Origin of the sequence: Janthinobacterium sp. FW305-129 (genome assembly GCF_020858115.1) — a bacterium.
In the GTDB taxonomy this organism is placed as follows: Bacteria; Pseudomonadota; Gammaproteobacteria; order Burkholderiales; family Burkholderiaceae_D; genus Janthinobacterium.
In genome coordinates this window covers 195,356-218,315 of sequence record NZ_JACYMM010000008.1, presented here as the reverse complement: position 1 = coordinate 218,315, position 22,960 = coordinate 195,356, and the positions used below count along the sequence as shown (strand labels likewise).

23 protein-coding genes are annotated in these 22,960 nt (G+C 62.3%); 14 read left to right on the top strand and 9 right to left on the bottom strand.

What is annotated here, in order from left to right; translation table 11 throughout:
• Positions 1-216 precede the first annotated feature (216 nt).
• From IGS61_RS17900 to IGS61_RS17890, 3 genes are all read right to left on the bottom strand, one after another.
• Positions 217-1,227: a substrate-binding domain-containing protein gene (locus IGS61_RS17900; protein WP_230540912.1), complete on the bottom strand. Its 1,011-nt coding sequence runs from the start codon at positions 1,225-1,227 to the stop codon at positions 217-219.
• Between the two features lie 313 nt (positions 1,228-1,540).
• The gene (locus IGS61_RS17895; RefSeq protein WP_230540911.1) at positions 1,541-2,761 is read right to left on the bottom strand and encodes a maltoporin; all 1,221 of its coding nucleotides are present in this window, start codon (positions 2,759-2,761) and stop codon (positions 1,541-1,543) included.
• A gap of 221 nt (positions 2,762-2,982) precedes the next feature.
• Positions 2,983-4,548 carry an MFS transporter gene (locus IGS61_RS17890; protein ID WP_230540910.1) on the bottom strand — a complete coding sequence of 522 codons (1,566 nt, stop codon included), beginning with the start codon at positions 4,546-4,548 and terminating at the stop codon, positions 2,983-2,985.
• Between the two features lie 107 nt (positions 4,549-4,655).
• On the opposite strand from IGS61_RS17890, the gene IGS61_RS17885 reads away from it, so the two are divergent.
• The 3 genes from IGS61_RS17885 to IGS61_RS17875 all read left to right on the top strand — a co-directional run bounded on the left by IGS61_RS17885 (position 4,656) and on the right by IGS61_RS17875 (position 8,728).
• The gene (locus tag IGS61_RS17885; RefSeq protein ID WP_230540909.1) at positions 4,656-5,567 is read left to right on the top strand and encodes a LysR family transcriptional regulator; all 912 of its coding nucleotides are present in this window, start codon (positions 4,656-4,658) and stop codon (positions 5,565-5,567) included.
• A gap of 311 nt (positions 5,568-5,878) precedes the next feature.
• The gene (locus IGS61_RS17880) at positions 5,879-6,994 is read left to right on the top strand and encodes a patatin-like phospholipase family protein (RefSeq protein WP_442908079.1); all 1,116 of its coding nucleotides are present in this window, start codon (positions 5,879-5,881) and stop codon (positions 6,992-6,994) included.
• A 93-nt stretch (positions 6,995-7,087) separates the two neighbouring features.
• Positions 7,088-8,728 carry a methyl-accepting chemotaxis protein gene (locus IGS61_RS17875; protein ID WP_230540908.1) on the top strand — a complete coding sequence of 547 codons (1,641 nt, stop codon included), beginning with the start codon at positions 7,088-7,090 and terminating at the stop codon, positions 8,726-8,728.
• Positions 8,729-9,033: 305 nt separating this feature from the next.
• On the opposite strand, the gene IGS61_RS17870 is transcribed toward IGS61_RS17875, so the two are convergent.
• The 3 genes from IGS61_RS17870 to IGS61_RS17860 form a co-directional block, all read right to left on the bottom strand.
• On the bottom strand, positions 9,034-9,990 hold the full coding sequence (locus tag IGS61_RS17870; protein ID WP_230540907.1) for a hypothetical protein: 957 nt from the start codon (positions 9,988-9,990) through the stop codon (positions 9,034-9,036).
• Between the two features lie 158 nt (positions 9,991-10,148).
• Positions 10,149-10,550 carry a ribonuclease E inhibitor RraB gene (locus IGS61_RS17865; protein ID WP_230540906.1) on the bottom strand — a complete coding sequence of 134 codons (402 nt, stop codon included), beginning with the start codon at positions 10,548-10,550 and terminating at the stop codon, positions 10,149-10,151.
• A 430-nt stretch (positions 10,551-10,980) separates the two neighbouring features.
• Positions 10,981-11,400, bottom strand: coding sequence for a hypothetical protein (locus IGS61_RS17860; RefSeq protein WP_230540905.1), 420 nt, complete (start codon positions 11,398-11,400; stop codon positions 10,981-10,983).
• Between the two features lie 214 nt (positions 11,401-11,614).
• On the opposite strand from IGS61_RS17860, the gene IGS61_RS17855 reads away from it, so the two are divergent.
• From IGS61_RS17855 to IGS61_RS17830, 6 genes are all read left to right on the top strand, one after another.
• Positions 11,615-12,082 (top strand): SRPBCC family protein, encoded by a 468-nt coding sequence (locus tag IGS61_RS17855; protein WP_230540904.1) that lies wholly within the window; start codon positions 11,615-11,617, stop codon positions 12,080-12,082.
• A 272-nt stretch (positions 12,083-12,354) separates the two neighbouring features.
• Positions 12,355-13,125, top strand: coding sequence for a creatininase family protein (locus IGS61_RS17850; RefSeq protein WP_230540903.1), 771 nt, complete (start codon positions 12,355-12,357; stop codon positions 13,123-13,125).
• A 54-nt stretch (positions 13,126-13,179) separates the two neighbouring features.
• The gene (locus IGS61_RS17845; RefSeq protein WP_230540902.1) at positions 13,180-14,457 is read left to right on the top strand and encodes a YncE family protein; all 1,278 of its coding nucleotides are present in this window, start codon (positions 13,180-13,182) and stop codon (positions 14,455-14,457) included.
• Between the two features lie 115 nt (positions 14,458-14,572).
• A complete protein-coding gene (locus IGS61_RS17840; RefSeq protein ID WP_230540901.1) occupies positions 14,573-14,944 on the top strand; it encodes a VOC family protein in 372 nt (123 codons plus the stop codon).
• Between the two features lie 27 nt (positions 14,945-14,971).
• Positions 14,972-15,307: a hypothetical protein gene (locus IGS61_RS17835; RefSeq protein WP_230540900.1), complete on the top strand. Its 336-nt coding sequence runs from the start codon at positions 14,972-14,974 to the stop codon at positions 15,305-15,307.
• Between the two features lie 280 nt (positions 15,308-15,587).
• Positions 15,588-16,226, top strand: coding sequence for a phasin family protein (locus IGS61_RS17830; RefSeq protein WP_230540899.1), 639 nt, complete (start codon positions 15,588-15,590; stop codon positions 16,224-16,226).
• Between the two features lie 106 nt (positions 16,227-16,332).
• Here the strand turns inward: IGS61_RS17830 and IGS61_RS17825 are convergent, their stop codons facing one another.
• Both IGS61_RS17825 and IGS61_RS17820 read right to left on the bottom strand, forming a co-directional pair.
• Complete coding sequence (locus IGS61_RS17825; protein WP_230540898.1) at positions 16,333-17,355, bottom strand: alpha/beta hydrolase; 1,023 nt, start codon at positions 17,353-17,355, stop codon at positions 16,333-16,335.
• A gap of 85 nt (positions 17,356-17,440) precedes the next feature.
• The gene (locus IGS61_RS17820) at positions 17,441-18,346 is read right to left on the bottom strand and encodes a LysR family transcriptional regulator ArgP (protein ID WP_230540897.1); all 906 of its coding nucleotides are present in this window, start codon (positions 18,344-18,346) and stop codon (positions 17,441-17,443) included.
• A 204-nt stretch (positions 18,347-18,550) separates the two neighbouring features.
• Here IGS61_RS17820 and IGS61_RS17815 point away from each other — a divergent pair, with 204 nt between their 5' ends.
• Entirely contained in the window at positions 18,551-19,156 is a 606-nt protein-coding gene (locus tag IGS61_RS17815) for a LysE/ArgO family amino acid transporter (protein ID WP_230540896.1), read from the top strand.
• Here IGS61_RS17815 and IGS61_RS17810 read toward each other — a convergent pair whose 3' ends face one another.
• Positions 19,157-20,572 (bottom strand): coniferyl aldehyde dehydrogenase, encoded by a 1,416-nt coding sequence (locus IGS61_RS17810; RefSeq protein WP_230540895.1) that lies wholly within the window; start codon positions 20,570-20,572, stop codon positions 19,157-19,159.
• Positions 20,573-20,760: 188 nt separating this feature from the next.
• On the opposite strand from IGS61_RS17810, the gene trxC reads away from it, so the two are divergent.
• The 4 genes from trxC (at position 20,761) to IGS61_RS17790 (ending at position 22,908) form a co-directional block, all read left to right on the top strand.
• Positions 20,761-21,213: a thioredoxin TrxC gene (gene trxC / locus IGS61_RS17805; protein WP_230540894.1), complete on the top strand. Its 453-nt coding sequence runs from the start codon at positions 20,761-20,763 to the stop codon at positions 21,211-21,213.
• Positions 21,214-21,283: 70 nt separating this feature from the next.
• On the top strand, positions 21,284-21,805 hold the full coding sequence (locus IGS61_RS17800; RefSeq protein ID WP_230541024.1) for a MarR family winged helix-turn-helix transcriptional regulator: 522 nt from the start codon (positions 21,284-21,286) through the stop codon (positions 21,803-21,805).
• A complete protein-coding gene (locus IGS61_RS17795; RefSeq protein ID WP_230540893.1) occupies positions 21,802-22,548 on the top strand; it encodes a HEAT repeat domain-containing protein in 747 nt (248 codons plus the stop codon). The genes IGS61_RS17800 and IGS61_RS17795 overlap by 4 nt, the downstream gene beginning before the upstream one ends.
• A gap of 24 nt (positions 22,549-22,572) precedes the next feature.
• Positions 22,573-22,908: a DUF6616 family protein gene (locus tag IGS61_RS17790; RefSeq protein WP_230540892.1), complete on the top strand. Its 336-nt coding sequence runs from the start codon at positions 22,573-22,575 to the stop codon at positions 22,906-22,908.
• The last annotated feature ends 52 nt before the right edge of the window (positions 22,909-22,960 follow it).

The following is a 22,960-nucleotide window of genomic DNA, read 5'->3' as shown; positions in this document are numbered from 1 at the left end:
TGTAGCCTTGGCTATCAGGGCGCGCTGCTGGTTGGTAGGCGAACGTCTTATTTTAAAATTCAAAGCGCTTTGGGTATGAAATGAGTATAGTTCAAAGCGCTTTGAAAAGTAAAGCGATACACGCGCCAGACATACGATTTTTTTATGAGGGTGATTCAGGACAACAAGATGGCAGCGCCGGCCAGGCGGCCGGCGGTGCCGGGGGTAGGGAAATGGCTAGTGCGGCACGGGGCCCGCCGACTCGCCCGGCAACAGTTCGCACGGCCACAGTTCCTGCAGGTCGGTGACGGGCGTGCCGTCCATCAGGGCCAGCAGCATGTGGATCATCTTCGCGCCGGCGCCGCGCGGGTCGGGCTGGACGACGGTGGTGACGTTGTGGCCGGCCAGCGAATCTTCCATCACGCCCCAGACGATCAGCGACATCTCGCGGCCGATGGCGATGCCCGCGTCGAGCAGGGCGCGCACGGCGCCCACGCCCGACATGTGATTGTCGACGATGACGGCCGTGGGGCGGGGCGAGCGGGCCAGCAGACGCTGCATGGCCTGGTAGCCGGCGCGGCGGTCGTGCGCGTTGTCGACCAGGTTGTCCGGGTCGACGGCGAGGCCGCCCGCCTGCATGGCGTGCTGGAAACTCTCGACGCGCTGGCGCACGAAGTTCAGGTCCGGCGTGGCGCTGATCAGGCCGATGCGCTGGTGGCCCAGCTGCGCCAGGCGCTCGACGGCCAGGCGCATGCCCGCCTCGTTGTCATAGTCGAACCATGCGTGCGGCTGGTTCAGCTGCGTGCGGCCATGGGCGACGAACGGCATGCCCTGCTGGGCCAGGTAGGCGATGCGCTCGTCGAACGGCTTCGTGCGCCCGACGATCAGCCCGTCGATGCGGCGGCCCTTGACCATGCGTTCATACGTGTGGAATTCATTGGTGGCCGAGGCGGGCGCGATCATCATGTCCATCTGCTGCGCTTCAAGCGCTTCCGACATGCCGCCGACGATGTCGATGAACATGGGGTCGGCCAGGTCGTTCGGCATCAGCGGGTAGATGATGCCGACGATGTTCGTGCGCCCCACGGCCAGGCTGCGCGCCATGGGATTGGGACGGTAGCCGGCCGCCTGCGCGGCGGCCAGCACCCGTTCGCGCGTGCGTTCGCTCACTTCCGGATAGCCATTCAAGGCGCGGCTGACGGTGGTTTCGGATATTCCTAGCGTTTTGGCGAGATTTTTGAGGTTCATGGATGCTGCGGTTGGGGTCTATCCAGGGTGGGTCGGGAGCGATGCGGTGCGATGACGGGTAGTTTATCTGATAAATGCCGGATTGATCAGGGTCATGGCAAGCGGCGGCGGCGCCAAAAAAAAATACGCGGGCAAACCCAGGGGCGCCCGCGCTAAAAGAGGATACTGCTGAATCACTACAGTGAAGCTGCCGGCCATCGCGTGCAGCGGCGAAATGGTGGATCCGGATATTACTTGCCCCTGGATAAGCGGGCGGTGTTGCTGCCACCGGCAAGCGTCCGGGGACGCTTGCCAACGTCCTAGAGTCCCGCGCTTACCACCAGCTTTCCACTTGGAAACCGACGGAGCTGCCGTTGGTCTTGCCACCGAACACGCCAGTCGACGACAGCGCCGATTCCGCGGCGGCGGCCGACTGGGCTGCCTTGTTCCATTTGGCGTAGGTGTAGAAGGCGCGCAGTACGGGACGGGACCAGAAGCTGTTGCCGGCCGACAGTTGCGGGGCAATGGTCAGCTTGGTCAGGTTGCGGCTCTCGCCGCCTTCCGGCTTGACGATGTCGTGGCCCAGTTCCACGGCCAGGCTGTAGTTGTCCGTGAAGTGGTACACGGGACGCGCGCCGATCGACGTCCACTTGCTGCTCACGCCGGCCGATTCCTTGTCTTCATAGACGAAGGTGCCCATGCCCGACCAGGCGCCTTTGGGCTGGATCATGATCTGTTCCGTCAGGCGCACGACCTTGTCGTCCTTGTCGGCGCCCAGGCTGAAGCCGCCCGTGTTGGCGGCGCTGCCCTTGCCGTACTGCAATGCCACCTTGTTGAAGCCGCCCAGCAGATTGCCTTGCGTATGCATGATGGTCAGCAAGTGGCCGCTGGCGATGGGGGCCGCGCCTTGTGCATTGCGTTTCTGGTTGAATTGCAGGCCCAGCGTCAGTTCGCCGTCCGGGTTGACCTTGATGCCGGAGAAGCGCAAGTCGTGGGACAGGCCCATGCGCTTGCTGTCGCCGTCATCGGCCGTGCGCACGACGGCGTAGGCCAGTTTGGCGGCGCCCAGGTCGATGTTTTCCAGGCCGGCGCCGGGGCCGCTGTTGTTCCAGAAGTAGTAATCGGTGATGTGCACGTCCTGGCGGTCGTAGTAGCGCTTGCCGACCCAGGCGCGCGCTTCGGCGAAGGCGCCCGTGCCGATCTTGTCGGCGACGACGTTCATTTCGCGCCACGACGGGTCTGATTGCTCCCAGTCCTGGTTCTGGTTGACGGAAAACGCCACCAGGGTGTTGATGCGGAAGGTGGTGCCGTTGGCTGCCTTGAAGGCTTCGCCGCCGAATTTCAGCTCGCCGTAGGTTTCGCACTCATTGCCCAGACGATACTTGGACGAGGCGCCGGCCAGGCCGAAACAGGCTTCCTTGCCGCCTTCGCTGCTGGTGCCGAAGCCCGAGCGGATGTAGCCGCCGAAATCGATCGGCAGGGCGGCCTGGGCGGCCGAAGCGCTCAAGGCCAACGCCACGGCGGCAGGCAAAGTTTTCAAGAAATGTTGGTTCATTGCGTCTCCAGTGTTTTTATAGGTGTGGGATCGGTGCGCATAAATTCGCACAGCCAAAGCGCTTTAGTTATGTTTCAAAGCGCTTTGAGTATAGTTCAAAGCGCTTTGATGAGTAAACTGGTTTTATCTTTGAAAACTTTTTAGGTGTTGCGGAGAAACATCAGGGAGGGCGGCGGCACATGGGCGCCGCCGTGTACGGCAGACGGAATGATGGTCGTGAATTATTGCTGTGCCTTGCAGGCGGACAGGGCGGCCGTGTCCGTTGCGGCAACGGCCGGATGGCGCAAGAAGGCCAGGATCAGCAGGGCCGACGCCGTCGTGATGCTGGCCAGCACATACAGCAAGTGGCGGAAGGCGGCGCCATACGCGTGCGCCAGTTCGGCCGCGCCCGCCTGCGGCAACAGGGTGGCCGCATGGCGCAGCTCGCCCAGCGCCAGGAAGGGGCCCGCGTGCGCCGCCTGTTGCGCGCCGATGCCGGGAATGCCGGCGCCGCCCAGCGCCGCGACAGTGAGCGTGCCCAGCAGCGCGCTGACGATGGCCAGCGCCAGGCCTTCGCCCGCCACGCGCGTCGTATTGAAGATGCCGGCCGCCATGCCGGCCCGCTCGACGGGCACGACGCTGATGGCCAGGCCATCCATCAAGCCCCAGGGCAGGCTGATGCCGCAGCCGATCAGCAGCAGCGGACCCAGCAAGCTGACGGACGGCTGGCCCGGCGCGCATGTCGACAGCCACAGCAGGCCGCCCGCCGCCAGCAGCAGGCCGCTGGCGCAGATGTGCGCGGAGGCAATGCGCGGCGCCGCCATGCCGGCCAGGACTGGCAGCACCAGCATGGGCGCCGACAGGGCGATCATCATGCGTCCCGCCTCCAGCGCGCTATAGCCTTCGATGCCGATGAAGCGGGCCGGCAACAATACCAGCAGCACGACAAAGGAAAACGCGGGCGCGGCCGCCAGCAATTGCACACCGGCAAAGGCGGGCAGGCGGAACAGGGTCAAGTCCAGCATGGGCCGCGCGGCGCGCCGTTCCACGCGGATGAACGCGGCCAGCAGCAAGGCCGCGCCGCCGAGCAGGCCCAGGCTGGCCGCGCTGCTCCAGCCTTTGTGCGGCGCCTGCAGCAAGCCATACGTAAACAAGGACAAGGCGCCTGTAAACGTCAGGGCGCCGGGCCAATCGACGTCTTGCGCCTGCGGGTCGCGCGTTTCGCGCATGGCGCGCGCGGCGGCCAGCAGGGCGGCCAGGCCGGCCACGGCCGTGGATGCAAAAATGGCGCGCCAGCCCGTGTGCGTGATCAAGATGCCGGCCAGGAAGGGGCCGAAGGCCAGGCCCACGCCGAAGGCCGTGCCGATCAGGCTGAAGGCCCGCGCGCGGGCGGGGCCGTCGAATTCCTGCGCCAGGGCCGCCAGTCCGCTCGACAGGGCCATGGCGCAGCCCAGGCCCTGGACGGCGCGCAGCACGTCGAGCAGGGCAATGGACGGCGCCGCCGCCAGCGCCAGTGCGGCGGCGGAAAACACGCCCATGCCCAGCAAGAACACGCGCTTGCGGCCATAGCGGTCGGCCAGCGCGCCGGCCACCATCAGACAGCCGCCAAAGCTGAGCATGAAGGCATTCGTGATCCACGCCAGCGCCAGCGGGCTGCCGTGCAGTTCGGCGGCGATGGCGGGAATGGCGATGGCCGGGCCCGTAAAACTGAGCGGCATGCACAGGGCCGCCAGGCAAACGGCGGCCAGCACCAGCAGACGCCGTGCAGCCGCTTGGTCCGGGACATGCGCGGGAAGATTCGTATCCATGGGATTGATTCCAGAAAGAGGGGATTCGATGATAATATGGACGCAATCCATGAAAAAGTGGCTGAAAATCCACTCATAACGGACAAATATTCCTTAATTGAGAAGATATGGATAATCTGAACGGCATCGCCGCCTTCGTGCGCGCGGCGGAAACTTCCAGTTATGTGGCGGCCGGGCGGCTGCTCGGCGTGTCGGCCTCGGCCGTGGGCAAGAGCGTGGCGCGGCTGGAAGAAAAGCTGGGCGTGCGCCTGCTCAACCGCAGCACGCGGCGCATCAGCCTGAGCAACGAGGGCGCGCTGTTCTATGAGCGCTGCCAGCGCATCCTGGCCGACCTCGGCGATGCGGAGGCGGAATTGTCGCACCTGGCCGAGGCGCCACGCGGCAAGTTGCGCGTCAGCCTGCCCGTGATTGGCTACCGCATCATCCTGCCCCTGCTGGCGGACTTTACCCGGCAGTACCCGGAGATCGAGCTCGACCTCGACTTCAACGACCGCCTGGTCGACGTGGTAGCCGAAGGCATCGACGTGGCCGTGCGCAGCGGCACCTTGACGGATTCGCGGCTGATGGCGCGCGAACTGGGGCCGTTTGCGTTTGCCATCGTCGGCTCTCCCGCGTATTTTGCCCGCCATGGCGTGCCGGCCACGCCGCGCGCGCTGGAAGGCCATGCCTGCGTGCGCTATAAATTTCCCACCACGGGCAAGTTGCAGGAATGGGCACTGCAGCGTGCCGAGGGCGACGGCGGCGAACTGCGCTTGCCGACCGCCTTGACCTGCAACAATATCGAAGCCCTGATCGGCGCCGCCGCGCAGGGCGTGGGCCTGGCCTATTTACCTGACTTTATCGTGCGCGACGCGATCGCGCGTGGCGAACTGCAAGCAGTGCTGGGTGAGTATCTGGCGTACTCGAGCAAGTTCTGGGTGCTGTGGCCATCGAGCCGCCATCTGTCACCGAAAATCCGCGTCTTTGTTGACCATTTGTGTACCCACCTGCATTTTTCAGCCCCACCTCCCGTCCCCTGAACGGCCTGGCAACCGCCGTGGAGGCCGGTTGAGGAATATTCCTACCCCAAAGAGATTTTTCCTAACACTGCCGCATATTTATTTGCTGCGATGCACCACGCTACGCCGCGTGCCGTCAACTTATACCCTTTCTGAATACCTATCATGCGTTAATTAAATTGCCATAAGGAATTTATTTATGTTAATTTAATATCTGTTTCCGCAACATTGCATCAACTTTATGGTTGTGGAGATAAGTGCAAGATGAGGCGCAATAAGCATGTAGTAACCAACAATTAGGGCGTGAGCCCGGTTCCGTTCAGGGAGTGTGCATGAAGACAGTAAGCACGATGCCGCCACAGCCGGCGCCAGCCGCGACAGCGGCCCGCAAGACGGGCCTGCTGCTTGGTGGCGGTGCACCAAATTCCACCTTGATCGCGGGCGCGCTGGCCGCGTTTCTCGACGAAGGCATCGAATTCGACGTCATCTCGGCCTCGGGCGCCGGTGTGCTGATGGGTTTGCTTTACACGACGCCGCACGAAGCCACGCCGCGCCAGGCGCTGCAAAGCTGGGCCGATACGGGCGTGGCCGACAGCATCTACAAGATGATTCCGATCAACTACAAGGTATTCCAGAAGCCTGGCATGCACGCGAGCACTTTCCGCGACGCTTTCCAGCCGCCGGCCAACAATCCTTTTTTTCAGGCCTTCCAGCAAACGTTTGCGGGCGTGCCCACGGCCTGGTCGGACTGGGGGAAATTGATGGTGTCGTCGCTGTCGCCATCGGACCTGTCGGCGAAAAGCCTGGGCCTGTGCGCGCACTTGCCCTTCCTGGAAAAAGCCGTGGATTTCTCGGGCGTGGCGCGCATGCGTCCCGATTTCTACATCAATGCCTACAACCTCAGCGAGCACCGCATGCAAATCTGGGGCAAGCACGAGATCGAACCGATTCACGTGCGCGCGGCCCTGTCGTTCCCTTTCCTGTATGCGCCCACGACCATTGCCGGCGACGACTACATCGAAGGCGCGGCCCTCGATACGCTCAATTTCGATCCGTTTATCGAAGGCAAGGGTGAACACGCTGACGCCGACACCCTGGTCATCCTCGACATCCTCGGTGACGAGCGCTTGCTGCGCAAGCCGCGCAACCTGTACGACGCCTGGGTGCGCTCCATCATCACGCCGCTGGTGAAAATTTCCAAGAGCGAATTGCGCCTGTTCGAACTTGAACACAACACGGACAGAAGCACGGGCCAGCCCAGGCGGCGCTTGCTCAAGCTCGACTTGATGGGCGGCATCCCGGAGCAGCATTGGCCCGACACCCTGGACTGGTCCAGCTCGAACATGCAGCTGCTGTTCGACGTGGGCCACAAGGCGGGCCTGGCGTTTTGCCGCGAACATGGCGACTTGCTGCGCCGCACGCCCGACGCTGCCCCGCTGGCGGCCTAAGCTGACCCCGCCTGCAACCGGTCCCGGCCACCCGATCGGCAGCTACTCATCCCGCCTGGCCCTGCCAGGCTGCTTTTTTGACTGTGAAACACCATGAATATCACCAAGCAATTAATTCTGACCCTCACCATCGCCTTGCTGGCCTTGCTATTGCTGGGCGCTGGCGGCGCCATCCAGCTGCAGCGCGCCCAGGAGCGCTTTGACACCGTGCAAAACCGCATCATTCCCAGCATCCAGGGCTTGAATGCGGCCAAGGGTTTCCTGGCGGACTCGCGCCTGGCCGGCTACCGCCTGTCCGTGTTCTCGAACCTGGCCGACAAGACGGCGCTGGACAAGGCCGTGGCCGATGCCAACACGAATTTTGACAAGGTCATCGCCACCTACCGCGCCGAGCGCCTGTACGACGCGACGGACAGCAAGATGCTCGACGCCGACCAGGCCGCCATGGAAGCCTACCGCCGCGCGCTCGTGCCGTTCTTCGCCGCCGCCTACGCGGGCGACATGGATGGCGTGCGCGCCACCTTGCTGGCCGGCACGCCGCTGGCCATCACGGCCGCGGCCGCCAAGAAAAGCATGGATGACCATATCGCCTACAACAACAAGCTGGTCGACGATGTCAAAGCGGAAAGCCTGGCCGCCTACGATACGGCGTTCAACACCATGCTGGCCGTGCTGGGCGTGGCCGTGCTGCTGACGGGCGCGCTGGCCTGGCATATCTACCGCACCATCAGCGGCGGCCTGGGCAATATCGAACACACCCTGGAGAGGGTCAGCGCCTCGCTGGACCTGTCTGCCGCCATGCCCGTCGAGCGCATGGATGAAGTGGGCCGCACGGCCACTGCCTTCAACAAATTCCTCGAGCGCATCGTCGGCGTGATCGCCACCGTGCGCGCCTCGGCCGATACGGTCAGCGTGGCGGCCGCGCAGATTTCCGCCGGCAACGCGGACTTGTCCGTGCGCACGGAGCAGCAGGCGTCGTCGCTGGAAGAAACGGCGTCCAGCCTGGAAGAGCTGACCTCGGCCGTGCGCCAGAATACGGACAATGCGCGCCAGGCGAACTCGCTGGCCGTGTCCGCCTCGGACGTGGCCCGCAAGGGCGGCGCCGTGGTGGCGCAAGTGGTGGGCACAATGGGTTCGATCAACGAATCGGCGAAGAAGATCGCCGACATTATCGGCGTGATCGACGGCATTGCCTTCCAAACCAACATTTTGGCGCTGAACGCTGCCGTCGAGGCGGCCCGCGCGGGCGAACAGGGCCGCGGCTTCGCCGTCGTGGCCACGGAAGTGCGCAACCTGGCGCAACGCTCGGCGGCGGCCGCCAAGGAAATCAAGGGCTTGATCGAGGATTCCGTGGATAAAGTCAACACGGGCAGCGCGCTGGTCGACCAGGCGGGCGCGACGATGGAAGAAATCGTCGCCAGCATCCGTCGCGTGACGGACATCATGGGCGATATCGCCAACGCCAGCCACGAGCAAAGCGCCGGCATCGAGCAAGTGAACCAGGCCATTTCGCAAATGGACCAGGTCACCCAGCAAAACGCGGCTCTGGTGGAAGAGGCGGCTGCAGCCGCATCCTCGCTGCAAGACCGCGCCGTCGAACTGGTCGACGTGGTAGCCGTGTTCCGCCTGCGCGGCGATGCCCAGGCAAAACCGTTGAAAGTGGCGGGCGGCTTGCCGGCCCCGGCAACGGCCAGCCGGCGCCTGGCGCTGCCGGGCCGCAGCGCCCGCGCTTAACCGTTGTAACTGCCCCGGTACGCCGGGGTTTTTCTTGTGCGGCGCAACCGTCCGGTGCGCGAGCGCCGACGTGCTGCGCCTGTGGCGAGGGTCGTCAAGTTGCCCGGGCGGGCAGGGCGGAAGGAGGGGGCGCCCGGCCCTTCGCCAGTCTGGGTGCCTGTCTCATTTTCGGGCGCGTGAGTCCGCTTACGCCCCAAAGCGGACACTCGCGAATTCTCTTAAATTAATCGTATAATATTTTCAGATCCATAACCCAGTCATCCTTACTCCGGAATAACAATGCATAATTTATTAATGGAAATTATCTAACCTGCATTAAGACTTGCTGCCTTAAGCCTCACCAAAGGGATAGAATAAACTTTGATGTTTTGCTGAATAGGATAGTTCGTGACGTTACGAATATCTGCCAGATTTACTTCCAATGTAAAGCGGTTTTCATATTTTTTTGGAAGATCAAACCAGCCGCACTTAAAAAACAAAACACAATATATTCCATACTTTGCTTTTATTGATTGCATGTAGCTTGGCAATTGATGAAGTAACCCATGCTCAAGGTCATCAGAATGTGCATGTTTAAACTCAATGGCTATCTTTTGAATCCCTAGTCCTCTTACATTGGCTAGAAGAGCAAAATCCAATCTTCCGCTTGCGTTGCGAGCTTCGGGGACAACTTCGATCGATTGGCTAAAGAATTGATCATATAGAAGAGCATGCAAATTGCTTTGCACTTCGGTCTCGCCTTTGGGTCTTCTTTCAACTATCTTGCCTCCGTCTTTTAAAACATCCCAGTACATGTCGGTTGACAAAGATTCCTCAATTTTATCCCCAAGCGTCGCAAAACAATTGTGCACTTTACTGCGAAACGATTCCAAGGAGTCGAACTCGGAATTTGGGATTAAGTTTTCAAGCTTTGCTTGCCGAATAATTGACTCGGGTGGAACCGTATAGGGGGTGTTAGTCGTAATTTTCTTACCATTTGCTGTCAAAGTGAGCGAATTGGTACTCCAAAGAACATTAATGTTGTGAAAAATGCCATCTATTTCGCCTTCCGTTGCGGGAAAGCGAACCTCATAACCATTACGATTCAATACGAAATCTCCTCCCTGGTACTCGAGGGAAAGATAAAAATCCGGATGATTAACTCTAAAAAAGTACCCATCCCTTTTGATGCTGGCAATTTCAACTTGCTGCACAGTATAGCCACCAATTCCTACTAGGTCATAAATAGGGATACACCCCATTACTGAGTTTGCCAGAGACATAACCACTCCAAATAAAGTTGTGAGACAAACCTTTACAGTTAGCGCAATGCGGTTGCCAAGTGTATAAATGAATTTTGCATAAAAATATTGCGTTGAGGGACCGATTTTGCCGGTTGCGGCCGGTGGCCGCAATGAAGCCGTCTGTCCCGCAAATTCCGCTATTTGACTCCTACTGCACCCCAGCCATCGTAATACCCATTGCGCACCTCCGCCAGGGATTGCAGCGCGCGTGTAGTCGCCTGCATTGCTTGCAACTCTGGCACCATCTTGCGCTTGGCGTGAATTTCCCATTGCTTCGTGGTGGGCGGCTGGCCAACGCCTACAATCTCGTATCCCAAGGCACTGATTTTCTCTGCAGTGGCAACCGCGTCGTCCTTTCGTGTAAAGACAAGAAAGAAATCGATGTCATGTACTTTGGTAACATCCGCGCCGTTCTGACGCAGAGTTTCTATGACCCGTGAATCCTGTTGTTCGGCAATTGGCGTTTGAGCAAAGACTGTCGATGCTGCAAACCATGCAATTACCAACGTCGCGCAGATTAACAGGCGAAGTGGCTTCATAGAGATGTGATCTTTCTTGAGCTAGTATAAAAATGTGGTGGGCACATTGGCCAACGACTGCTGACTGTCTACGCCTGGCCGGCTGCCGTCGCCAGCAGTTTTCGCCCCACTGCCGATGTTCAGTCCAAACCTGCGGGTGCTCGCGTGGCTAGGGTTTTTCGGGCTTTGCAATGAGAAGCCAGGGGATGGCAAACGGGCCTGTCAGAGCGACTATCATGTCCCTGACCGCAGTTTTTTTCAGAAGGCGTCGTTTGGCAATCAGGTGGCAAGCCACTGCCGAAAGCAGCCAGATCAAAGCGGGGATGTATGCCGTCACTGTGAACTCCGATAGTAGTTGCGTTGAATGCGAACGATGATAGCAGGCTCATCTTAGCGGTGCAATTCGGAACCGGACTCGTCCTGGTTGTTGGCTCCTGGTCGGACCGGGTTCTTAATCAAAGACAATTCGCTGCCCCACCTCGAATGCATTCTCATGGCAATAAAATACGATAAGAGGCGTGTCGTTCGAATGGATCATCGCGTCGTCACGCGAAGGGACAAAAATATCCGACCAATTCTCGACCAGGAACACACTGCTGCATACGAAGCATTCGTCTTCTCCAAACACAACTACGACCTGCTGACTTCCCGGCATACGGGCACGTAAGCATCTGGTCGCGCTGGCCACATCATTGCCGAATGCGAACCGCTCGATGGAGCCAACGGTGTTAACGTCCAGGCCGTGATGCGTCTTCGAATCATGAAGGCGCACTACATTATAGGCACGGCGAGCACCCTCGGCATCAAGCCAGACGATATCCGCAGTGTGATGCTTTAGCTCTTCAACCCTCCAGTGTGTTGCGTTCATCATTTCTCAACGTCCAAGGTGCTCACGGTCAGCGTTTTTAGGATAGCATCGTGCCCAGGTGTGACATGCTTGCCTGGTTGTGCCTTGTCAAGCGCGCCTGCTCACTGGCTTACCGCTCAAGCCTGGCTCCAAACAGGGCTGTCGTTATGGCCCGGCTCTGTCTGCGGCAAGTACAGCCAGAATTTAATTATATTGCTATGAATAGGGAGAGTCCCCATTGACGCAAATCGAAGAAAGCATCCACATTGCCGTCACGCCCACGGTCATCGATCAAATCTGGAGCGAAGTCGACCGATGGCACCTGTGGGATCCGGATACAAAGCAAGCCGGGCTCAATGGGCCATTCGCTGTTGGAACACAGGGCAGGATAGTCCCGAATAAAGGGATGGGTATTGCGATGCTGGTCACGGAGCGCACGGCCGGCCGCTCGTTCACCGTCGAGGGCCACATCCCCCTGTTCCGCATCCACTTCGAGCACACGGTTGCCGCCGTCAATGGCGGATCGGAAGTCGTTCACCGCGTGTGGTTCACTGGTGCGCTTGCCTTTCTGTTCGGGCCAGGCGTTGCCAGGCAAGTCCGGCAAGGGCTACCCAAAACGATGCGCTCGCTCAAGGCCTATGCCGAGAAACGCAACGAAACCCTCCATGATGGCGAGGCGGGCAGGGCGAAGGCGACCACTGCCTGATAGATAGTTTCTCTTGGTCAATTCCTTGCAAAGCACCGCGTCAAATTAACGTGCCCTTCCCGTCATGATGGAATACAATTCCTGCGTGGCAGCCAGCTTGCCTGGCAAGGCCGGGCACGGCGCCTTTGACCTCGGAAAGATGTTGGCTTATGACTCTGCAGTTCCCCCAGCGACCGGCGCCCTGTGCGCCATCCACGCTCCGCCTTTCACGCAAGCCCCTCGTTTCCCTGTTCGTCCTGACGTTTTCATGCCTGCTGCTTACGGCGCCTGTCATGGCGGCCACGCCAGCCAGCAGCAGCGTCATGCTGGAAGAACTGACCAGCACGGAATTGCGCAGCCGTATCGACCATGGCGCCACGACGGTGCTGGTGCCCATCGGCGGCGTCGAGCAAAGCGGACCGTACATCGCGCTGGGCAAGCACAATGTGCGCGCCGGGCTGCTGGCGCGGCAGATCGCGCAAAAGCTGGGCAATACCATCGTCGCGCCCGTCGTTTCCTACGTGCCGGAAGGCGCGATTTCGCCACCGGCCGGCCACATGCGCTTCGCTGGCACAATTTCGATACCGCCGGCCGCCTTCGAGGCCGTGCTGGAAGGGGCGGCCGCCAGCCTGCGTCAGCATGGTTTTCGCGACATCATCTTCCTTGGTGATCACGGCGGTTACCAGAAGAACGAGCAGAATGTGGCGAATAAGCTCAATCGGGCCTGGGGCAAAGCTTCCACGGCGAAAGATGCACGTGCGTATGCCTTGCTCGATTACTATGACATTACGCAATCGCAATTTATTGTCGAACTGCAGAAACGTGGCCATAGCGGCGCCGAGATCGGCCTGCATGCCGGCTTGGCGGACGCGGCCCTGATGCTGGCGACGGACCCGTCGCTCGTGCGCAGCGAGGCCATGGCCCACGGACCGAAGCCCGGTGTGGCCGATGGCGTGCGCGGCGACGCCACGCGTGCCACGGCTGAACTGGGCCAGATCGGCATCAAGCTGCAGGTGGACACCTCGGTGGCCGCCATCAGGCAACTGCTGCAACGACCTAAATAATTCCGCTGGAAGTGCTGAACTTCCGGCTTTTGCAATGAAATGACGCGAAAACACATGAAAACATCTCAACGACGCACCATCGTTACCCTGTCCGTCCTGGCGGCCGCACTGGCCGGCCTGGGCGTGGCCAGCCAGGTCACCGGCGCCAGCACAGCGGCCCCTGCCGCTGTAGCCGCGGCGCCGGCGGCTGCTTATTCTCCGCTGCCGGGCATGCCGCCGCTGGTGGACCCGAAAAACGTGTATGGCAGCATCGGCAGCAGCAATATGAGCCCCGTCGTCAAGGATCACTTGCGCCGTGTCTACGTGCCCAATCTGCGCTCGAACGACGTCTACGTGATCGACCAGGACAGCCTGAAAGTGGTCGACAAGTTCAAGGTCGGCAGCGGCCCGCAGCACGTCGTGCCGTCGTGGGACTTGCGCACCCTGTGGGTGGCGAACAATGCCGAGCGCACGGACAAGGGCAGCCTGACGCCGGTCGACCCCTTGACGGGCAAACCGGGCAAGGAAGTGCCCGTCGACGATCCCTACAATATGTACTTCACGCCGGACGGCAAGTCGGCCATCGTCGTGGCCGAAGCGCGCCACCGCCTCGATTTCCGCGATCCGAAGACCATGGCGGTGCAGTATTCGATCGACACGCCCCAGTGCGGCGGCATCAACCATGCGGATTTCTCGAATGACGGCCGCTACGCCATGTTCACCTGCGAGTTCGACGGCACCATTGCCAAGATCGACCTGGTGGGCCGCAAGGTCGACGGCTACCTGAAACTGCAGATGCCGGCCAAGCGCTTCGCCGAGTCCGGCCCCGTGGGCGGCCCGGCGAATGAAATCTGCAGCGTCAAGAAGGGCATGCCGCAAGACATACGCATTTCGCCGGACGGCAAGAAATTCTTTATCGCCGACATGGACGCCGACGGCGTGCACATCGTCGATGGCGCCACGCTGAAGGAAATCGGCTTCATCCAGACGGGCGTGGGCGCGCACGGCCTGTACCCGAGCCGCGACGGTAAAAAGTTGTACGTGGCTAACCGCGGCACGCACCGCATCCATGGCAAGCCGAAGGGCAAGGGCAGCGTCAGCGTGATCGATTTCGCTACGGAAAAAGTGGTGGCGAACTGGCCGATTCCCGGCGGCGGCAGCCCCGACATGGGCAATGTGAGCGCCGACGGCAAGTATCTGTGGCTGTCCGGCCGCTTCGACGACGTGGTGTACCGCATCGATACGAACAGCGGCGACGTGTCGAAAGTGAAAGTCGGGCAGGAACCGCACGGCCTGACCGTGTGGCCGCAGCCGGGCCGCTATTCGCTGGGTCATACGGGCAACCTGCGCTAGGCAGGCGCATGGCGCATCCCTGGAGCAAGTGTGCCGGATCTGCAGTGGTGATTGCCTAAAAGGCAATGTTGGTGCATACTGCAATTCTATTCCACGACTTCCAGGGAGCGCCATCATGATTCTTGATCACATCGGTTTGAACGTCAGCGATGCACAGGCCAGCAAGGCCTTCTTTTCGGCCGCCCTGGCGCCCCTGGGCGTATCGGTGGTGATGGAAGAGCAGGGCTGGGTCGGCATGGGCAAGGATGGCAAGCCCGATTTCTGGTTCGGCGCGGGCGGCACGCCGCATGCCGGCATGCATCTCGCCTTCGCGGCGGCAAACCGTGCCCAGGTGGACGCGTTTTACCAGGCCGCGCTGGCAGCGGGCGGCAAGGATAACGGTGCCCCCGGCATCCGTGCCATCTATCACCCGAATTATTATGGCGCTTTCGTGCTGGGGCCGGACGGCCACAATGTCGAAGCCGTCTGCCACCATCCCGAGCCTTGAGGCCGGTCATTACCTGAAGAGAGCAGCATGAAGCACAGCGCCACCCTGTTTGCCGACGATGCCGGCCGCTATGCCTACGTCAAGGCGGGTTTTTCCTGGCCAGCTCTGTTGCTGGGCTCGTTCTGGGCCGTGGCCAAGCGCCGCTGGTGGCTGTTGCTGCTCATGCTGGCGATGGATGCGTGCCTGTGGTTTGGCAGCCATCTGGCCAGCGAACTGCGCATCGGCCCGATGATGCTGCTGATGGCCGGTGCGGAACTCAGTTACCTGCTGGCGCGTGGCTGGTATGGCAACCGCTGGCTGGAAGCGTCGCTGCGCAGCCGTGGCTACAAGCCCGTCGTGCCGGGCACGGGCGCCGCTGGCTGAGCCTGCCTGGCACAGATTTTCCTTTCCGTTACTGACGTTTGCCAAGGGCAAGCCGTCCAGCCAAAACTTTCTGCACAGCCTAGCGCACCTTTGATCCAGATCATGCCTCATCTGCGGTGCTCACGTAGCCTTGGGACTCGCGTTGCAAAGCATCGTCCCACCAATCGGATATGTTTTTTCGCGTTTCGTGGCGTAACCCGGCCGTCTGCCTAAGCGTTCGGTAGTCGGTGGTGCCGCCATCTGTTTGTGTCCACCCAACCGCTATCTAATGAGGAACTCCATGTATCCATATTCCCGTAGTGTTACCCCCGCCGCCAAAAACCACCTGGAAGCGCAACTGGCTTTCTTCAATGGCTTGACGAAGTCGTTGTTCCAGTCGGTGCAGCACTTCAGTGACCTGAACATGCAACTGGCGCAAGGCTTGCTGGAAGAAAGCACGGTCACCAGCCAGAACCTGCTGACGGTCGAGCGCGCTGAAGATGTGTTTCAGGTGGCTGCCGCCTCGGGCCAGCCAGCCGCCGAGCAACTGCGCAAATACCAGCAACAGGTGTCGCGCCTGGCAGCCGATACGCAGGTCGAACTGGCCAATGTGGCAGAGCGTCATGTGAATGAAACGAGCCGCACCGCCAAGGCCCTGGCCGAGGAAGTGGCCCGTACGGCTTCGGAAGAAACGGAGAAAAACGTGCGCAAGCAGCAGGAAGCGATGCAGCGCATGGCCGAACCGTTCCAGGCCTACCAGCAAAATGGCGCCAGCCGCGAGCAGCAGCGTGGTGCGCAAAGCCGTGACGGTCAAAGCCTGCAAAGCGCCAGCCACCAGGGCAGCCAGCAGTCGGCCGGCAGCGAAAGCTCGGCCAGCGGCAGCGCATCGCAAGCAGGCTCCGCTCAAAGCAAGAGCAGCAGCGCCAGCCGTAAAGAGTAAACAGGCCGCTGCTGGCGGCTGCATCCGCATCGCGAGGGCCGAGCCTTGAGATGCGGCTGGTTGACATGCAGCGTCGCGCGTATTGGTCTGGCAGAGCGCCCGTCCCTCAGGGGGCGGGCGTTTTTTCGTCAGCGCGCGCCGCGGCAGCATGCATGGCGGCGCCCTGCGCCCTTGCCGGCTGCTGCGGCCTGGCCGGGGATGCAGGCTTGGCCGTGTCTCGCGGCGTACCCGCATTGTGCGCTGCTTTGTCCGCCGCGCTGTTGGCGTCGATAAAGGCGCTCACGGCGTCGAGCGTGGGCGCCAGCATGCGCAAGGGGCCGGCCAGCGAGGCGACCAGGGTGGTATGGCTGACCTTACCGAAATACATTTCCGTCACGGGCCTGTTCAGCGCCCGCAAGGCCTTGGCCAGGCCGCCCGTGTTGCGCTGCGGATTGACCAGCTTGTCCTGGCCGGGTTGGGGCGCGATCAGCAGGGCGGGCGGGGCATCGGCCGTCACGTGGTGGATGGGTTGCGAAGCGGCGGGCGTGTCCGGGTAAAAGAAGACGGGCCGGGTCGTGGTGTTCTCGATGGGCAAAAAATCATACGGGCCGGCCAGGCCTATCCAGCCGCGCAAGTCGTGCGGGCGCATACCGTGGCGCGCCAGCAGGCTGGCGTCGAGCGCCAGCATCGCCGCATTGTAGGCGCCGGCGCTATGACCCATGACGAACAAGCGCGCGGGGTCGCCGCCATGGCGGCTCGACTCCATCGCGGCCCAGGCCACGGCACGGGCCGCATCCTGCAGGATTTCGGGGTAGTGCACGTCCGGATACAGTCGGTAGTCGGCGATCACGGCCAGGTAGCCGCGCGCGGCCAGTGCATGGCCAACGAAGGCATAGTCGGCGCGCTCGCCGGAAGTCCAGTTGCCGCCATAAAAGAACACCACGACGGGCACGGGCCCCGTGCGGCTTTTTGGGGCATAGACATCGAGTTTTTGCCGGGGCAGGGGGCCGTAGGCCAGGCCCCGCGTCACCTTCGAGGCGCTGCCGGACGACAGGGCATTGATGGCCGTCAAGGGCGAGCAGGCGATCAGGCCGGCGGCCAGGGGCAGCGTCGCCAGCAAGCCCAGCAGAGTGTTGCGCACGATCGTCATGCCGGCCCCTTGTCGTTGTGCAGTATGGTTGCAGTGTAGGCCAAGCGGGGCGCGGCGGGCAGGAGTTGTTGCAGTGGCATAGAAATTATTCAGAAACAATGTTGTCTTGCAGCAGCCATTTGCGGGCCGTGGCGATGACGGCGTCCGACAGGGTGCGCGTGAGGGGCGTCTGGATATCCCAGGCATGCCAGGTCAGGGGCACGTCGAGCGCCTGCCCTGTGGCCACGTCGACCAGCCGGCCAGCGGCCAGCGCCGTTTCCGCCTGCAGCAGGGGCACCATGCCATAGGCATAGCCCGCTTCGATGAAGCGCACGAAGTCGCGCGCCGAACCGAGCACATGGTGCGGATAGCGGCCCGCGTAGCCGAGGCGGTGCTGCAGGTAGCGTTCGTGCAGGGCATCCTTGCTGCCGAACGTGATGGCGGGCGCCTGGCTGACGGCTTCCACCGTAAATCCATGGGGAAACCACTGCCGGGCGAATGCGGGCGAGGCCACGCACAGGTAGCGCATGCCGCCCAGCGGCGTGGCCGTGGTGCCCGCCACCAGGTCGTTGGCGCTGGTGACGCAGGCAAACACGCGCCCTTCGCGCAGCTGGCTCAGGGTGTGGTCCTGGTCGTCGAGGCGGATGTCGAGCAGGCAGGACGGCGGCGACAGCAGCGGCCCCAGCGCTTCCGGGATCCAGGTGGCGGCGCTGTCGGCGTTGACGGCGATGGCCAGTTCCGGCAATTGCGTGGTGGGACCAGGCTGGGCGTCGAGCGCCGCTTCAAGCAGCTTGACTTGCCGGTAATGGGCGATCAGGCGCTGGCCCGCTTCCGTGGGCAGGGGCGGGTGGCTGCGGATGATCAATAACGTGCCTTCCAGGTTTTCCAGGGTGCGGATGCGCTGCGACACGGCCGGCTGGCTGATCGCCAGCGCTTGCGCCGCCTTTTCAAAGCTGCCCAGGCCGATCACGGCGTCGAGGGCGGCCAATCCACGGTAATCGACGACGCGCATAAGTTTCTCTTATATATGGTTAGAATCATTCATTATACTTATATTTACTTTTTCTTTACACTGTTGAAATAGGGTAACAACTCCACTCTCCCGCGCGGTCCCCCTGGTTCCGCACCACCCTCCACCTACCTCTGATGACTTTGCCGTTGCCGGCAGAGCGTGGGCGGCCGTGCGCGTGATGGAAAGCAATGGAAAGGAATCGATATGGACAGCGCAATTTTCTTGAAAGGCATGGGACTCGGGGCGAGCCTGATCGTGGCCATCGGCACGCAAAACGCCTTCTTGCTCAAGCAGGGCTTGAAGCGCCATTATGTGCTTACCTGCATCCTCGTCTGCCTGCTGTGCGACGCCATCCTGATCACGGCCGGCGTGGCCGGCATGGGCACTTTTATTGCCGACAACCCCAATTTCCTGCTGTGGGCCAAGGCTGGCGGTGTCACCTTCCTGATCGCCTATGGCTTGCGCGCCGCCAAGTCGGCCTGGCGCCCGACGGCCCTGACGGTATCGGCCGCCAAGGCGCCTGAAGGCTACTGGGCCGTGATCGGCGCGGCGCTGGCGTTCAGCCTGCTGAACCCGCACGCCTTCCTCGACACGGTCATCCTGCTCGGCTCGATCGGCGGCCAGCATGAAGGCATGGGGCGTTTCTATTTTGCCGGCGGCGCCATCATGGCCTCGGCCCTGTGGTTCTTCCTGCTGGGCTTTGGCGCCCGCTACCTGGCGCCCGTGTTTGCCAAGCCCATGGCCTGGCGCGTGCTCGACGGCATCATCGCCCTCGTCATGTGGGCCATCGCCGCCTCGCTGTTCCTGTAATCAGCGGGTCAGGAAGTTCAATACGCGGCTGGCCAGCTTGCCATACGGCGGCCGCAGCAGTGCCAGGGCGCTGTAGCGCGCCTGGTAGAACACGGGACGCAGCTTGCTGAAAGTGTGAAAACCTTCGACGCCGTGGTAGTGGCCCATGCCGGACTCGCCCACGCCGCCGAAGGGCAGGTCGTGCTGGCCCACATGGAGCAGGGCGTCGTTGACGGACACGCCGCCCGACATCACCGTGTCGATCAGCATCTGCACGGTCCGCTTGTCATTGCTGAAAGGATAGATGGCCAGCGGGCGCGGCCCCCCGTTGATGCTGGCGATCACGTTCTCCAGCTTCGTATAGCCGCGCAGGGGCAGGATGGGGCCGAAGATTTCCCGCGTCAGCAGCAGGCTGTCTGCGGGCGCGCCCAGCACGATGTGCGGCGCGATCTTGCGCGTGGCGCGGTCCCAGGCAGGGCCGGGCAGCAGCGAAATCACTTGCGCGCCCCGTTCCCGCGCTTCATCCAGGGCCTGCAGCAGGCGCTCGAAGGCGGCCTCATCGATGATGGAGGTGTAATCGGGCGTATCGAGCCGCGGGTAGCGCGTGGGCATGATCCGGCGCGCATGCTCGACGAAGGCGGCGATGCCGGCCTCGGGCAGCCAGGCGTGGTCGACGCTGGTGCAGATTTGCCCCGCATTCAGGTACTTGACGAACAGGATGCGCTCGGCAGCCGTGCGCACGTCGAAATCGGCGCAGACGATGGCCGGCGCCTTGCCGCCCAGCTCCAGCGTCACGGGGCACAGATTCTGTGCGGCCGCCGCCATGACGGCGCGGCCCGTCTGGCCGGACCCTGTAAACAGCAGGTGGTCGAACGGCAGTTGTGAAAAAGCAATGCCTACGCCGCCCGTCTCGTCAACAAACTGCAGCTTTTCCGGCGGGAAATAGGCGGGCATGGTCGCGATCAGCAGCCGGGCCAGGTGGCGCGAGTTCTCGCTCATCTTGACCATGGCGCGGTTGCCGGCGGCAAAGATGTAGGTCAAGGGCACCAGACTCAGGTTGACGGGGAAATTCCACGGCACGATGACGCCCACCACGCCCAGCGGCTGGGGAATGACGCGGTTGCGGGCGCCCGGGAAATTGCGCCAGTCCACACTGCGGCGCTGCGGCTGCATCCACTTTTTCAACTTTTTCAGTACATGATCGATGCCGTCGATGGCGGGGAATATCTCCGCCAGCAAGGTTTCATGGTGGGAACGGTTGCCATAGTCGGCGCTGATGGCCTCGCACAATGCCAGCTTGTGGTCGCGGATATAGCGCTGCAGGGTCTGCAGGTCGCGCTTGCGCTCGGCGAACGTGGGCACGGGGTGGGCCAGGCAGGCGGCGCGCTGGCGCGCCAGGGTGGCGTCGAGCGCGGCGTGCGCCGGGGGAGCGGTCATGTGCATGGGTTTCCTCGCGTGGGCTGGCGGTGTCGTCCCGGGCAGGGTACGGCAATCCGGCAATGATGCCTATTCTGCAGTATTTATGGTCAAGCAACAATTGTCTGTTGTGCGCGCCGCCATGGCCGGCGCGAATCGCCGTAGAATGCCTGATTGAGCGCTTTAACCAGCTTGCATCCAGGAATGCCATGACCCCGACCACGCCAGACTCCCTGCACATCGTGTGCCCCCATTGCGACGCCGTCAACCGCCTGCCGGCCGCCCGGCTCACGGAGCAGCCCACCTGCGGCAAGTGCCAGAAGGATTTGTTCACGGGCCAGCCCGTGGACCTGGCCAGCGCCCGTTTCCTCAAGCATATCGAACGCAGCGACATTCCCGTGCTGGTCGACTTCTGGGCGCCGTGGTGCGGCCCGTGCCGCAGCATGGCGCCATTCTATGTGCAAGCCGCCAGGACCCTGGAACCGGCGTTCCGCGTCGTCAAGGTGAATACGGAAGCGTCGCCTGACCTGGGCAGCCGTTTCAATATCCGCAGCATTCCCACCCTGGCCCTGTTTTTGCGCGGCGTGGAAGTGGCGCGCCAGCCGGGCGCCATCGATGCGAATGCCATCATCGCGTGGGCAAGGGGCAAGGCGCATTTCTAGGCGCAGGGGAAAGCCGTTCAGGTTTTCCATTTGACATTTAATATGGTGCCATATTATATTGTGCCATATGATAAAACTCGCACAGAAATACACGGCCCTGCTCGGTGACGTCCAGCGCCGCGCGCTCGGCGCGGATCTGCCCGCATCCATCGGGAGGCTGCGCCTGTGCTTTGAAGTGCTGGGGCTGGCGTCCGCCATCGATGGCGATTGCGCCACGCGCCTGGGCCGGCATGGCTTGTCGGAAGGCAAGTTTGTCTTGCTGTCCTTGCTGCGCGACGTGCCCGAGGGGCTCTCCCCGCACGAACTGGCCGAGCGGGCCGGCGTGACGCGCGGCACCATCACGGGCTTGCTCGACGGCCTCGAACGCGACGGTTTCCTGGCGCGCCACGCGGACCAGTTCGACCGGCGCAAGCTGCTGGTGCGCCTGAGTGCCAAGGGAAACATGGCTGCCGCCACCCTGGTCGATGAGCACGCGCAGTGGATCGCCAGCCTGTTTGCCGATTTCACGCCAGAAGAAATGCAGTTGTTGAGTGGATTGCTGGAAAAAGCCTGGCGCAAGACGGATAAGGGTGAAATGCAGGGTGCTGCATGAGCCGTGGCGTCGCCGATATCGCTCCCGCCCGCCTGGCCCTGCTGAACCAGGGAATGGTGGCCAGCACCACCCTGACGGAAGGGTTGGCCATCGATTTTGCCCAGTTGCTGGCTGCCGCCGTGCCCGCTATCGGCGGGGCACGGCTGGAACAAATGCGGGCCCAGGCCGCCGAGGGTATCACCAAGCGCATGCTGCTGGCTGGGCAATTGCTGCTCGATGCCAACGTTGATCTGGCGCAATTGCAAGGCCATGTTTCCGACACGGTGCGCGGCTGGGCCTGCTTTGCCATCGCCGACCAACCCGGCTTGACCTTGCCGCAACAGCTGGCCGCCATGCGGCCGCTGGCCGACGATGGCCACTTCGGCGTGCGCGAATGGGCCTGGCTGGCGCTGCGGCCCCGTCTGGCCGAGCATCTGTCTGACGCCATCGCGCTGCTGGCGCCGTGGACGGCGGATCCGTCGGAACGCCTGCGCCGCTTTGCCTGCGAAGCGCTGCGCCCGCGCGGCGTGTGGTGCGCGCATATCGCCCAGTTAAAAGAGCAGCCGCAGCTGGCCTTGCCCCTGTTGCAGCCCTTGCGCGCCGACCCGGCCGTCTACGTGCAGGATTCCGTGGCCAACTGGCTCAACGATGCAGCCAAGAGCCAGCCGGACTGGGTGCGCAGCCTGTGCGCGCAATGGCTGCTGGAAAGTCCCAATGCCGCCACACAGCGCATCTGCAAGCGCGCCCAGCGCTCGCTGGCTTGATCATTCATCACCGAAGGAGAAAACATGCATTATCTGTTAGAGCTGTACAGCCCGAAACCGGCCTGGCTGGCCCTCGATGGCGCCGCGCGCCTGGCGTATTTCGCCACGGTGGGCGCCGGCATGGCGGCCTTGTCGGGCAGCGGCGCCGAAGCGCTGGCCATGGGCGCCATCGACGGCGGCAAGCTGCATGCGGCTGCCCAGCAATTTTATGCGGTCTGGCGCTTCCCGGACGAGGCGGCACTGGACGCCTTGCTGGCCGGTATCGCCGCCACGGGCTGGCATGATTATTTCGACACCGTCAATGCGGCCGGCCCGGCCGTGGATTTCCCTGGCCACCTGGCGCAGCTGTCGACCGTCTAAGCGTACGGCGTTTTTCCTGCCGCTGCGGTAAAGTTGGCATTTACACTCAAGC